Annotated in this window: 2 protein-coding genes; both read right to left on the minus strand. The window is 76.2% G+C overall.

Features of this window, described 5'->3' with window-relative positions; translation table 11 throughout:
- Positions 1-7: 7 nt before the first annotated feature.
- The gene (locus B4U46_RS35765) at positions 8-9,544 is read right to left on the minus strand and encodes a type I polyketide synthase (RefSeq protein ID WP_420543188.1); all 9,537 of its coding nucleotides are present in this window, start codon (positions 9,542-9,544) and stop codon (positions 8-10) included.
- 43 nt (positions 9,545-9,587) lie between these two features.
- Positions 9,588-14,540 (minus strand): type I polyketide synthase, encoded by a 4,953-nt coding sequence (locus B4U46_RS35770; protein WP_079432436.1) that lies wholly within the window; start codon positions 14,538-14,540, stop codon positions 9,588-9,590.
- Between the last annotated feature and the right edge of the window lie 13 nt (positions 14,541-14,553).

Genomic DNA, 14,553 nt, shown 5'->3' on the forward strand with positions numbered 1-14,553 from the left:
CTCCAGCTCATTCGGATTGCTCGTCGCCCAGCGCCATGCGGACCAGGTCCCGTACGTCCATCGCCCTGATCTCGTCGCTGCGGTCGGCCGCCGGCGCCGCCTCGGCGGACGCGTCGGCCGCCGGGCCTTCGGGCCGCTGCGCGCCGGCCGGACCGGCCTCGTCGGCCAGCCGCCGCAGCGCCTCCAGCAGCCCCGCCTCGCGGAACCGCTCGATCGGCACGGTGGCCAGGGCGTCGCGCAGGGCCTCCTCGTCGCCGGTGCGGCCGGCGGCGGCGCCGTCCGGGCCGGCGGCGGCCCCGGGCAGCAGTTCGGCGCGCAGCAGGTCGCGCAGGGCGGTCGGCGCGGGATGGTCGAAGACCACGGTGGCCGGCAGCCGCAGGCCCGTCGCCACGTTGAGCCGCTTGCGCAGCTCCAGCGCGGTGACCGAGTCGAAGCCCAACTCCCGGAAGGCCCGCTGCGGGTCGACGGCGGCGCCGGACGCGTGGCCCAGCACGGCCGCGGCCGCGTCGCACACCAGGTCCAGCAGCATCCGGTCCCGTTCGGACTCGGCCGCGGCGAGCAGCCGGGCGCGCAGCCCGGCCTGCGTGTCGCCGTCCGCGGCCTCCTGCGGTTCATCGGCCGGCTCCAGCGCGTCGCGCACCTCCGGCAGGTCCTCCAGGAGCGGACTGCGGCGGGCGATGGTGAACGCGGGGGCGAACCGCGCCCAGTCGACGTCGGCCACGGTCAGGGCGGGCGTACCGCCGCCCACGGCGAGCGCCAGCGCGGACACCGCCCGGTGCGGTGCCATGGCGCGCACGCCGCGCCGCAGCAGTTCCCGTTCGGCGTCGCCCTCGGCCATGCCGCCGCCCGCCCAGCTGCCCCAGGCCACCGAGGTGGCGGCGAGGCCGAGGCCCGCGCGGTGCTCGGCGAGGCCGTCGAGGTAGGCGTTGGCGGCGGCGTAGGCGCCCTGCCCGGCGCCGCCCCAGACGGCGGCGCCGGAGGAGAACAGCACGAACGCGTCCAGGTCCAGGTGGGCGGTGAGCTCGTGCAGGTGGCGGGCGCCGGCCGCCTTGGCCGCGTACACGGCGGCGAACTCCTCGTGGGTGACGGAGTCCAGGGCACCCTGCGCGGTGATCCCCGCGGCGTGCACCACGGAGCGGACGGGCGCGCCGTCGGCGGCCAGCTGCTCCAGGAGCGCGGCCAGCCGGCCGCGGTCCGCGGCGTCGCACGCGGCGAGCGTCACCCGGGCGCCCGACTCCTCGAGCTCGCGGGCGAGTTCCCGTGCGCCGGGGGCCTCGGGGCCGCGCCGTCCGGCCAGCACCAGGTGCTCGGCGCCGTTCGCGGCGAGCCAGCGGGCCACGTGGCCCCCCAGCGCCCCGGTGCCGCCCGTGACCAGCACGGTCCCCCGCGGCCGCCACGGCCGGGCGGGGCGGCCCGCGCCGCCCGGGGCCCGGGTCAGCCGGCGGGCGTAGGCGGCGCTGTCGCGCAGGGCGATCTGGTCCTCGCCGTGGTCCGTGCCCAGCAGCGCGAACAGGCGGCGCAGCGAGCGCTCGTCGGTCTCCTGCGGCAGGTCCAGCAGGCCGCCGGGGCGGCCGGGCCGCTCTAGGGCGGCGACGCGGCCCAGGCCCCAGAGGGCGGTCTGCGCGGGGCTCGTGACGGATTCCGAACGGCCCACGGCGACCGCTCCCCGGGTGGCGCACCACAGAGGGATGTCCGCGGTGTCGGCCCCGCCGGCCAGCGCCTGGAGCAGGGTCAGGGTCGAGGCCAGCTCCGCCGGCACCCCGGCGCGGGCCTCGTGCGGCCGCTCGGCGAGGGCCAGCAGGGACAGCACGCCGGCGGGCCGCTCGGCGCGGATCCGCTCGGCGAGCTCCGCCGGGTCGGCCCCGGCGTCCGCCACGGTGATCCGGGTGAAGCCGGCGTACCCGTCGGCGAGCCGGGCGGCGATCCGCTCGACCTCGGCCCTGGCCGTGGCGTCCTGGGCCTCGGGCGTCACCAGCAGCCAGGTGCCGGTGAGACCGGCGGTGGGGGCCGGTTCGGCGAGGGGCTTCCAGGTGGTCTTGTAGCGCCAGGAGTCCACGGCGGCCCGTTCGCGGCGTTCGCGGCGCCACTGCGACAGGGCGGGGAGTACGTCGCTCCACGGCTGCTCGCCGGAAATGTCCAGCGTCTCGGTCAGCGCGTCCAGGTCCTCGCGTTCGACGGCCTCCCAGAAGGCCGCGTCCACCGGATCGGCCTGGACCGCCGCCGGGGCGGCCGCCTTGGGCTGCGGCCAGAAGCGCTGGTGCTGGAAGGCGTAGGTGGGCAGGTCGGTGCGCTGGGCGCCGGTGCCGTCGAAGACGGCCGTCCAGTCGACGCCGACGCCGCTCACCCAGGCCTCGGCGAGCGAGGTCAGCACGCGGCGGGAGCCGCCTTCGTCGCGGCGCAGGGTGCCGACGGCGACGGCGTCCATCTCGGCGAGGCCGACGGCGAGGACCGGGTGCGGGCTCGACTCGACGAACAGGCGGTACCCGTCGGCCAGGGCCGCCTTGACGGCCTGCTCGAACAGGACGGGGTTGCGCAGGTTGCGGTACCAGTAGCCGCCGTCCAGCTCCGTGCCATCCAGCAGCTCGCCCGTCAGGGTGGAATACATGGGGACCGCCGCCTGGCGGGGGTTCAGGCCGCTGAGCAGGTCGGCCAGTTCGGCCTCCAGCTTCTCCACGTGGGAACAGTGGGAGGCGTACTCCACCGCCACCCGGCGGGCCCGGACCCCCTCCGCTTCGAGGACGGCGACCAGCTCGGCGCAGGCGTCCGCGTCACCGGACACGACCGTCGAGGACGGCCCGTTGACGGCGGCGACGGCCAGCCGGTCGCCGAAGGACGCGGCGATCCGCTCCGCCGCGTCGGCGGCCGGGAGACTCACGGACACCATGCCACCCAGACCCGCGATGGCATCGATCGCCCGGCTGCGCAGGGCCACCACCTTCGCCGCGTCCTCCAGCGAGAGCGCGCCCGCCACGCACGCGGCGGCGATCTCGCCCTGGGAGTGACCGATGACCGCGGCAGGCTCGACGCCGTAGGACTTCCAGACCTCGGCCAGCGCCACCATCACCGCGAACAGCACCGGCTGGACCACGTCCACCCGCTCCAGCGGGTCGTCCGAACGCAGGACGTCCGTCAGCGACCAGTCCACATACGGCGCCAGAGCCTCCTCGCACTCCGCGATCCGCGCCGCGAACACCGGCGAGGAATCGAGGAGCCCGACGGCCATGCCGACCCACTGCGAACCCTGACCCGGGAAGACGAACACGGCGTCCGAGGCCGTCGCCCGGCCGCGGACCACGTCGGCGGTGTCGCGGCCGCCGGCCAGGGCGTTCAGGGCGTCGGTGAAGCCCGGCCCGAGGACGACCGCGCGGTGTTCCATCACGGCGCGGGTCGTCACCAGCGAGAGGCCCACGTCGACGGACTCCGTCTCCGGGTGCAGCTCGGCGTACGCGGCGAGCCGGTCGGCCTGGCCCCGTACGGCCGCCTCGGAGCGGCCCGAGAGCGGCCACGGCACGACGGCCGGGGTGTCGCGTTCCGGGGCGGGGGCGGCGGGTTCGTCCAGCGGGGACTGCTCCAGGATGACGTGGGCGTTGGTGCCGCTGACGCCGAACGAGGAGACGCCGGCCCGGCGCGGGCGGTCGGCGGCCGTCGTCCAGGTGCGGTCCTCGGTGAGCAGGCCGACGGCGCCGGAGGACCAGTCGACGTGCGGGGACGGCTCGTCCACGTGGAGGGTCTTGGGCAGCACGCCGTGGCGCATCGCCTGGACCATCTTGATGACGCCCGCGACGCCGGCGGCGGCCTGCGTGTGGCCGATGTTGGACTTCACGGAGCCCAGCCACAGCGGCTCGGCGCCGTCGCGGCCCTGGCCGTAGGTGGCGAGGAGGGCCTGGGCCTCGATGGGGTCGCCGAGCGAGGTGCCGGTGCCGTGCGCCTCCACGGCGTCCACGTCGGCGGCGGTGAGGCGGGCGTTGGCCAGGGCGGCGCGGATGACGCGCTGCTGGGCGGGCCCGTTGGGGGCGGTCAGGCCGTTGCTGGCCCCGTCCTGGTTGACGGCCGAGCCGCGGACCACCGCGAGGACGTGGTGGCCGTTGGCGCGGGCGTCGGAGAGCCGCTCCAGGAGGAGCATGCCGACGCCCTCGCCCCAGCCGGTGCCGTCCGCCGCGGCGGCGAAGGCCTTGCAGCGGCCGTCGGCGGCGAGGCCGCGCTGGCGGGAGAACTCCACGAAGGCGCCCGGGGTCGACATCACGGTGACGCCGCCGGCCAGGGCGAGGGAGCATTCCCCGCTGCGCAGCGCCTGGGCCGCCAGGTGCAGGGCGACCAGCGACGAGGAGCAGGCGGTGTCGACGGTCATGGCCGGGCCTTCGAGGCCGAGCGCGTAGGAGACGCGGCCCGAGAGCACGCTGGCGCCGTTTCCGGTGGCCATGTAGCCCTCGACGCCGGCCTGGGCGGCCAGCAGGAGGCCCGCGTAGTCCTGTCCGTTGGTGCCGGCGAAGACGCCGGTGGCGGTTCCCCGCAGGGAGGCCGGGTCGATGCCGGCGCGTTCCAGGACCTCCCAGGAGGCTTCGAGGAGGAGGCGCTGCTGGGGGTCCATGGCGAGGGCCTCGCGCGGGGAGATCCCGAAGAACTCGGCGTCGAAGTCGCCGGCCTCGTGCAGGAAGCCGCCGGAGCGGACGTAGGAGGTGCCGGAGTTGTCGGGGTCGGCGTCGTAGAGCCGGTCGGTGTCCCAGCCGCGGTGGTCGGGCAGTGCGGTGACGGCGTCCTGGCCGGCGGCCAGGAGCTGCCACAGCCGCTCGGGGGTGTCGGCGCCGCCGGGGAAGCGGCAGCTCATGCCGACGATGGCGATGGGCTCGTCGGCGTCCGCGGCGCCGGCGGCGCGCCCTGCGGCGGGCTCGCCGGCCTCGGCGGTACCGAACAGCTCCTCCTCCAGGTGGCGGGCGAGGAGGGCCGGGACGGGGTAGTCGAAGACGAGCGTGGCGGACAGGGCCAGGCCCGTGGCGGCGCCGAGCAGGTTGCGCAGCTCCATGGCGGTGAGCGAGTCGAAGCCGAGCTCGCGGAAGGCCTTGCCGGGAGGGACGGCGTCGGCGGAGGCGTGGCCGAGGACGGCGGCGGCCCGGGTGCGGACGAGGTCCAGCAGGAGGCGGCCGCGTTCGGCGGCGGAGCCGCGGGCGAGGCGTTCGCGCAGGGGGTCGCCGGGGGCGGGCCGGTCCTCGGCGCCGGCGGGGGCGGCGTCGAGGAGGCGGCGTACGGCGGGGACGTCCTGGAGCAGCGGTGCGCGGCGGACGGCGAGGAAGCCGGGGGCGAAGCGCTCCCAGTCGATCTCGGCGACGGCCGTGAGGGGGGTGCCGCGGTGCACGGCGCGGGCGAGCGCGTCGAGGGCGGCGTCCGCGCCGAGGGCCGGCATGCCGGAGCGGCGCATGCGCTCTTCGACGACGGCGGAGTCGGTGGCCATGCCCGCGCCGGCCCAGGGGCCCCAGGCCAGGGAGGTGGCGGGCAGGCCGAGGGAGTGGCGGTGGGCGGCGAGGGCGTCGAGGAAGGCGTTGCCGGCGGCGTAGTTGGCCTGTCCGGCGTTGCCGAGGAGGCCGGCCAGGGAGGAGTAGAGGACGAACGCGTCGAGGTCGAGGTGGCGGGTGAGCTCGTGCAGGTGTGCGGCGGCGTCGGCCTTGGGGCGCAGCACGGTGTCGATGCGGGTGTCGGTGAGCTGGTCGAGTACGCCGTCGTCGAGGACGCCGGCGGTGTGGACTACGGCGGTGGGCGGTTCGTCGAGGCCGTCCAGCAGTGCGGCCAGGGCGTCGCGGTCGGCGGCGTCGCAGGCGGCGAGGGTGACGCGGGCGCCGAGGGCGCCCAGTTCGGCGGCGAGTTCGGGGGCGCCGGGGGCGTCGGGGCCGGAGCGGCTGGTGAGGACGAGGTGGGCGGCGCCGTGGGCGGCGAGCCAGCGGGCGGTGTGGGCACCGAGCGCGCCGGTGCCGCCGGTGACGAGGACGGTGCCGCGCGGGGTCCAGCCCGCCGCGTCCCGCGCGGGGGCGGGGACGTGGGCGAGCCGGCGGGCGAAGGCGCCGGCGGGGCGGACCGCGACCTCGTCCTCGGCGCCGCCGGTCAAGACGGCCAGGAGCAGGTCGCCGCCCCGGGTGTCGAGGGTGGCGGGCAGGTCGACGAGGGCGCCCCAGCGCTGGGGGTGTTCACGGCCGGCGGTCTTGCCGTAACCCCACAGCAGGGCCTGGGCGGGGGCGTCGAGCGGGTCGGCGGGACCGGTGGAGACGGCGCCCCGGGTGGCGCACCACAGGGGGGCGCGGACGTCGGCGTCGCCGAGGGCGAGGAACAGGTCGTGGGTGCGGTGGAGCAGGGTCCGTCCGGCCGCGATCCCGAGGGGGTCGCCGGCGGCGGCCCCGGTGGCGGTGGTGGCGGTCGCGGCGTCGAGGGCCAGCAGGGACAGGACGCCGTCGGGCGGGGTCAGCTCGCGCAGCCGGGCGGCGAGCGCGGTGCGGTCGTCGGCGCCGGGGGTGAAGGGCAGGACGTGCACGCCGCGTCCGGCCAGCGCGTCGAGGACCTCGCGGGCGGCGTCCGAGGCCTGTTCGGGGAGCACGACGAGCCAGGTGCCGGGGGCTCCGGCGGGGCGGGCGGGGGTCAGCGGCCGCCAGGTCACGTCGTAGCGCAGCGGGTCGGTGGCCGGGGCCGTCGCGGCGGCCTGGGCGGGGGCGGCGGTGAAGGTGCGCGGGGTGGGCCAGTAGCGCTGGTGCCGGAAGGCGTAGGTGGGCAGGTCGACGACGCGGCCGGCGGCGAGGACCGGGCGCCAGTCGGGGCCCGCGCCGCGGACGTGCAGCCGGGCGAGGGCGTCCAGCAGGGCCTGCGGCTCGGGCCGGTCGGAGCGCAGCAGCGGCACGGCTTCGGCGGCCGTCGCGGCGTCGCCGCCGGCGGTGGCGGTGCTGGTGCCGGTCGCGGTGTCGGTGCCGGCGGCGGTCTCGGTCTCGGTCTCGGTCTCGGCGAGGCATTCGCGGGTGAGCGCGGTCAGGACGCCGCCGGGGCCGAGTTCGACGAAGGTGCGTACGCCGCTGTCGTGGAGCCGGCGCACGGTGTCGGCGAAGCGGACGGCCTCGCGGACGTGGCCCACCCAGTGGTCGGGGGTGCACAGCTCGGCGGCCGGTACGGGCCGGCCCGTGCGGCCGGAGACGACGGGCACGGCCGGGGGCGCGTACGTGAGCTCCCCCGCGACCTGCCGGAACTCCTCCAGCATGGGGTCCATCAGCGGGGAGTGGAAGGCGTGGCTGACGGTCAGCCGCTTCGTCTTCACACCCCGTGCGGCGAGGGCGCCGGCGATCTCGGCGACGGCGTCGGCGGCGCCCGAGACCACCACGGAGCGGGGGCCGTTGACGGCGGCGACGCCCACGTCCGGGCGGCCCGCGAGAAGGGCCTCGACCTCGGCCTCGGGGGCGCGCACGGAGACCATGGCGCCGCCTTCGGGCAGCGCGGCCATGAGCCGGCCGCGGGCGGCGACGAGGCGTGCGGCGTCGGGCAGGGACAGCACCCCGGCGACGTGGGCGGCGGTGATCTCGCCGACGGAGTGGCCGGCGAGGTAGTCGGCGCGCAGGCCCCAGGCGGTGACGAGGCGGTGGAGGGCCGTCTCGAGGGCGAAGAGCGCGGCCTGGGTGAAGTCGGTGCGGTGCAGCAGCTCCGCCTCGGCGGTGCCCTCGTCGGCGAAGAGCACTTCGCGCAGCGGGCGTTCCAGGTGGGGGTCGAGGTGGGCGGCGGCCTCGTCGAAGGCGGCGGCGAACGGCGGGGACACGGCGTACAGCTCGCGGCCGGCGCCGAGGCGCTGCGAGCCCTGGCCGCTGAAGAGGAAGGCGGTCTTTCCGTCGGCGACGGTGCCGCGCACCAGGCCGGGGGCGTCGTCGCCGGCGGCGAGGGCGTCCAGGGCGGTGAGGAGGGCGTCGCGGCCGGGGGCGGTCAGGACGGCCCGGTCCTCGAAGGAGGTGCGGCCGGCGGCCAGGGTGTGCGCGATGTCCGCGGTGTCCTGGCCGGGGTGGGCGGCGAGGTGGGCGCGCAGGGCGGCGGCCTGGGCACGCAGGGCGGCGTCGCCGCGCCCGGACAGCAGCCAGGGCGTCGCGAAGCCGGTTGCGCCGGTGGCGGGTTCGGGGGCCTCTTCGGCGGGGGCCTCTTCGAGGATGGTGTGGGCGTTGGTGCCGCTGACGCCGAAGGAGGAGACGCCGGCCCGGCGCGGGCGGTCGGTGCGGGGCCAGGGGCGGGCCTCGGTGAGGAGGGCGACGTCTCCGGCGGTCCAGTCGACGTGCGGGGTGGGGGCCTGGACGTGGAGGGTGCGCGGCAGGGATTCGTGCCGCATCGCCATGACCATCTTGATGACGCCGGCGATGCCGGCGGCGGCCTGGGTGTGGCCGATGTTGGACTTGAGGGAGCCCAGCCACAGCGGGTCGGTGCCCTCGCGGCCCTGTCCGTAGGTGGCGAGGACGGCCTGGGCCTCGATGGGGTCGCCGAGGGTGGTGCCGGTGCCGTGCGCCTCGACGGCGTCGACCTGGTCGGGGGTGAGGCGGGCGTCGGCGAGGGCCTGGTGGATGACGCGCTGCTGGGCGGGCCCGTTGGGGGCGGTGAGGCCGTTGGAGGCGCCGTCCTGGTTGACGGCGGAGCCGCGGACCACGGCGAGGACGCGGTGGCCGTTGCGGCGGGCGTCGGAGAGGCGCTCCACGAGGAGCACGCCGACGCCCTCGGCGAAACCGGTGCCGTCGGCGTCGGCGGAGAAGGCCTTGCAGCGGCCGGACGTCGACAGTCCGCGCTGGCGGCTGAAGCCGATGAACATGCCGGGGGTGGCCATGACGGTGACGCCTGCAGCCAGCGCGAGGGAGCACTCGCGCCGGCGCAGCGACTGGCAGGCGAGGTGGAGGGCGACGAGGGAGGAGGAGCAGGCGGTGTCGACGGTGAGGGAGGGGCCTTCGAGGCCGAGGGCGTAGGAGACGCGGCCGGAGACGACGGCGGCGGCGCTGCCGGTGGCCAGGTATCCCTCCAGTCCGTCGGCGACCTCCTCCGACCCCATCAGCAGGGCCGGGTAGTCCTGGCCGTTGGTTCCGGCGAAGACGCCGGTGCGGCTGCCGCGCAGCGACGCCGGGTCGATGCCGGCCCGTTCGAAGACCTCCCAGGAGGTCTCCAGCAGCAGCCGCTGCTGGGGGTCCATGGCGAGGGCCTCGCGGGGCGAGATCCCGAAGAACGCCGGGTCGAAGTGGCCCGCGTCGTGGACGAACCCGCCGTCGCGGGCGTAGGAGGTGCCCCGGTGGTCGGGGTCGGCGTCGAACAGCGTCTCCAGGTTCCAGCCGCGGTCGGCGGGGAAGGGGGTGAGCGCGTCGACGCCGCCCTCGACCAGGTCCCACAGTTGTTCGGGGGACCCGACGCCGCCGGGGAAGCGGCAGCTCATGCCGACGATGGCGAGCGGCTCCGTGTCGCGTGCCTCCGCTTCGCGGAGCCGCTCGTGCGCCGTTTCCAGGTCCGCGGAGACCCGCTTGAGGAAGTAGCGCAGTTTCTCTTCGTTCGCCATCTCGGGCGCCATCAGGGGTACTCCATCGTCGGCTGGTGGACAGGACGGGGGCGGTGGGTCAGGAGATCCCGAACTTCTTGCCCAGCAGGTCGAACATCTCGTCGTCGGACGCGGTCTCCATGACCTGTGCGGCGGTGGCCTTGACGGCGGGTTCGCCGCCGCCCTGCCAGCCGGCGACGAGGTTCTGCATCCGCACGAGGAAGCGGGTGCGGTGCGGGTCCTCGGGGTCGAGGCGCGACAGTGCCGACTCGATGCGGTCCCACTCGGCCAGCGCGGCCAGGTCGTCGTCGGCGCTCTCCTGCGGCGCGACGAGGGTGAGCAGCTGCTCGGCGAGCCGGGCGGCGGTGGGGTGGTCGAAGGCCAGCGAGACGGGCAGGTGCAGGCCGGTGGTGGCGGCGAGCCGGTTGCGGAGCTCGACGGCGGTGACCGAGTCGAAGCCCATGTCGCGGAAGGCCCGCTTGACGTCGACGGCCTCCGGTCCGTGGTAGCCGAGGACGGCGGCGACGTGTGCGCGCACCAGGTCCAGCAGGGCGTCCTGGCGTTCGGTCGCGGTCAGGCCGGCCAGCCGTTCGGCCAGGTCGGGGCCCTGGGCGGTGCCGGCGTCGCGGGCGCTGTCGGCGAGGGCCCGTACCTCGGGCACCTCCGACAGCAGCGGGCTGGGCCGGGTCGCGGTGAACGCGACGTGGAAGCGCTCCCAGACGATGTCGGCGACGACGGTGGACGCCTCGCCGCGGTCGACGGCGGCCTGCATGGCGGCGGTGGCCAGTTCGGGCTCCATCTCGCGCAGCCCGTGCCGGTTCAGGATCTCGCCGAACGCGCCGTCGGCCATGCCGCCGCCGCCCCAGGCGCCCCAGGCCACGGAGGTGGCGGGCAGGCCCCTGTCGCGGCGGGCCTGGGCGAGGGCGTCGAGGAAGGCGTTGGCGGGGGCGTAGTTGCCCTGGCCGGGGGTGCCGACGGTGCCGCCGAAGGAGGAGAACAGGACGAACGCGTCGAGGTCCAGGCCGGCGGTGAGCTCGTGCAGGTTGACGGCGGTGGTGGCCTTGGCGCGCAGGGCCCGCTCCAGCCGCTCGGTGCCGAGCGCGTCGATCACCCCGTCGTCGAGGACGGCGGCGGTGTGCACGACGGCGGTCGGCGGCTCGTCGAGCCCGGCGAGCAGCGCGGCGAGCTGGTCGCGGTCGGAGGCGTCGCAGGCGGCGACGGTGACCTTGACGCCGGTGGCGCGCAGTTCTTCGGCGAGTTCGCCGGCGCCGGGGGCCCCGGGCCCGCGGCGGCTGACGAGGAGCAGGTGTTCGGCGCCGTTCCCGGCGAGCCAGCGGGCGACCTGTCCGCCGAGGGCGCCGGTGCCGCCGGTGACCAGGACGGTGCCGCGCGGCGTCCAGGAGCGGGCGCCGGCCTCGGCGCGGCGCGGGGCGCGCACCAGGCGGCGTACGAACGCCCCGGAGGGGCGCAGGGCTATCTGGTCCTCGTCGCCGGCGGCGGCGAGGACGGCGGCGAGCCGGGCCCGGACGCGCTCGTCGCAGGAAGCGGGCAGGTCGATCAGGCCGCCCCAGCGCTCGGTGTGCTCCAGGGCGGCGACCCGGCCCAGGCCCCACACGAGGGCGTGTTCGGGGGTGTCCAGGGTGTCGGTGCGGCCGACGGAGACCGCGCCGCGGGTGGCGCACCACAGGGGTGCGGTGATGTCGGCGGCGCCGAGGGCGCGCAGCAGCGCGACGGTGCCGGCGAAGCCGGTGGGGACGGAGGTGTGGCCGGGGTGCGGGGTGGTGTCGAGGGCCAGCAGGGACAGGACGCCGCCGACGGCGGGGACGGCGGCGGCCGCGTCGCGCAGCCGGTCGGCGAGGGCGCCGTCGGCGAGGTCGGCGGCGCCGACGGTGACGCGGACGACGTCGGCGCCGTGTTCGGCGAGGGCGGTGGCGCAGGCCTCGGCCTCGGGGTGCCCGGCGCCTTCGGGGACGGCCAGCAGCCAGGTGCCCGACAGGGCGGGGACGCCGGTGTCGGTGAGCGGCTTCCAGGTGACCCGGTAGTTCCAGGAGTCCATGGTGGAGCGGGTGTGGTGCTGGCGGCGGTAGTTCGACAGCAGCGGCAGCAGTCCGGCCAGCTGGGCCTGCTGGCTGTCGTCGTCGGCGGCGAGGGTGCCGACGAGGGCCTGGAGGTCCTCGCGTTCGACGGCCTCCCAGAAGGCGGCGTCGACGGCGGCGTCCGAGGCGGAGGCGGCGGGCAGCCATGCGGCGATCCCGTCGCCGCCGTTGACGACGTCCTCGATCCAGTAGCGGCGGCGCTGGAAGGCGTAGGTGGGCAGGTCGACGCGGCGGGCGCCGGTGCCGGCGAAGACCTCTTCCCAGGCGACGTCCAGGCCATGGGCGTGGGCCTCCGCGAGGGAGGTCACGAAGCGCGGCAGGCCGCCCTCGTCGTGGCGCAGGGTGCCGACGGCGACGGCCTCGCTGCCGCGGGCCTCGAAGGTCTCGGTCATGCCGACGAGGAGCACCGGGTGGGGGCTGACCTCGACGAAGACACGGTGTCCCGCGATGAGGGCGGTGTTGACGGCCGGCTCGAAGAGGACGGTGTTGCGCAGGTTGCGGTACCAGTAGGCGCCGTCCATGCCGGTGGTGTCGAGGAGTTCGCCGGTCACCGAGGAGTAGACGGGCAGGCGGGCGGGCCCCGGGGTGAGCCCGTCGAGCAGGGTGGCCAGCTCGGCCTCGATGTTCTCGACGTACGCGGAGTGGGAGGCGTAGTCGACGGCCACGCGGCGGGCGCGGACGCCTTCCTGGCGCAGGGTCAGGGCGAACTCGTCGCAGGCGTCGGCCTCGCCGGAGACCACGGTGAGGGTGGGGCCGTTGACCACGGCGACGGACAGGCGGCCGTCCCAGGCGGCGATACGGGCGGTGGCGTCCTCGGCGGACAGGGCCACGGCGACCATGCCGCCGAGCCCGGAGAGGGCGTTGATGGCCCGGCTGCGCAGGGCGACGACCTTGGCGGCGTCCTCCAGGGACAGGGCGCCGGCCACGCAGGCGGCGGCGATCTCGCCCTGGGAGTGGCCGATGACGGCGCTGGGGGCGACGCCCGCGGACTCCCAGACGGCGGTGAGCGCGACCATCATCGCGAACAGCACGGGCTGGACGACGTCGACCCGCTCCAGGGGCTCGCCGGAGCGGAGCACCTCGGTCAGGGACCAGTCGACGTACGGTTCGAGGGCCTTCTCGCAGTCGGCGATCCGCTCGGCGAACACCGGGGAGGAGTCGAGGAGTTCGACGGCCATGCCGACCCACTGGGCACCTTGGCCGGGGTAGACGAAGACGGGTCCGGCGCCGGACCTGGCGGCGGCGGCGCGGACGACGTCCCCGGTGGTCTCGCCGCGGGCCAGGGCGCTCAGCCCGGCGATCATGGCGTCGCGGTCGGGGCCGACGACGACGGCACGGTGCTCGAAGGCGGCGCGGGTGGTGGCCAGCGAGTAGGCGATGTCGCCGGAGTCGACCTCGGGGTGGGCGGCGGCGAAGGAGCGCAGCCGTTCGGCCTGGCCGCGCAGCGCCTGTTCGGTGCGGCCGGTGACGACCCACGGCATGACGGGGCCGGCGGCGAGGCCGGAGCCTTCGCCGGCGGTGGCGACGCTGTCGTCCTCGTACTGTTCGGCGTGTTCGAGGATGACGTGGGAGTTGGTGCCGCTGACGCCGAAGGAGGAGACGCCGGCGCGGCGCGGGTGGTCGAGCTCGGGCCAGTCGCGGCCCTCGGTGAGCAGGGCGACCGCTCCGGCGTTCCAGTCGACGAGCGGGTTGGGTTCGCGGACGTGCAGGGTGGGCGGCATGACGCCGTGGCGCAGCGACATGACGACCTTGATCAGGCCGGCCATGCCGGCGGCGCACTGGGTGTGGCCGATGTTGGACTTGACGGAGCCGATGTACAGCGGCTGGTCCGCCGGCCGGTCCTGGCCGTAGGTGTTGATCAGGGCCTGGGCCTCGATGGGGTCGCCGAGGGTGGTGCCGGTGCCGTGCGCCTCGACCAGGTCGACCTGCTGGGCGGAGAGGCGGGCGTCGGCGAGGGCCTGCTGGATGACGCGCTGCTGGGCGGGCCCGTTGGGGGCGGTGAGGCCGTTGGAGGCGCCGTCCTGGTTGATGGCGGAGCCGCGCAGCACGGCGAGGACGGGGCGTCCGGCCTTGCGGGCGTCGGAGAGGCGTTCCACGAGCAGCATGCCCAGGCCCTCGCCCCAGCCGGTGCCGTCGGCGTCGGCGGAGAAGGCCTTGCAGCGGCCGTTGGTGGACAGTCCGCGCTGGCGGGAGAACTCGGTGAAGGCGCCGGGGTTGGCCATGATGGTGGCCGCGCCGACCAGGGCCATCGAGCATTCGCCCTTGCGCAGCGCCTGCGCCGCCATGTGCAGGGCGACCAGCGAGGAGGAGCAGGCGGTGTCGATGGTGAGGGCGGGGCCGTTGAAGCCGTAGGTGTAGGCGATGCGGCCGGAGGCGACGCTGGGGGTGTTGCCGATGCCCAGGTAGAGCTCGGTGCCCTCCGGCGGGTGGATGACGGTGCCGCCGTAGCCCTGGAAGGTGGTGCCGACGTAGACGCCGGTCTGGCTGCCGCGCAGGGTCGCCGGGTCGATGCCGGCCCGTTCGAAGACCTCCCAGGACGCCTCCAGCAGCAGCCGCTGCTGGGGGTCCATGGAGAGGGCCTCGCGCGGGGAGATCCCGAAGAACTCGGGGTCGAAGTCGGCGATGTCGTAGATGAACCCGCCTTCGAGGGCGTAGTCGCGGTCGGGGTCCTCGGGGGCCTGGAAGAAGACCCCCTCGAAGTTCCAGCCGCGGTCCTCGGGGAACGGCGACAGGGCGTCGACGCCGCCCGTGACGAGGTCCCACAGGGCTTCCGGCGAGTCGAGTCCGCCGGGGAACCGGCAGGCCATCGCGGTGATCGCGAGCGGCTCCTGGTCCCGGCCCTCCACCGAGCGCAGCCGCCCCCGGGTCTCCTGCAGTTCGGCCGTCACGCGCTTGAGGAAGTGACGGAGCTTGTTGTTGTCGTCTTCGGTGGTCATGGTGTGCCTCACC

The organism is Streptomyces katrae, from assembly GCF_002028425.1.
Lineage (GTDB): Bacteria > Actinomycetota > Actinomycetes > Streptomycetales > Streptomycetaceae > Streptomyces > Streptomyces katrae_A.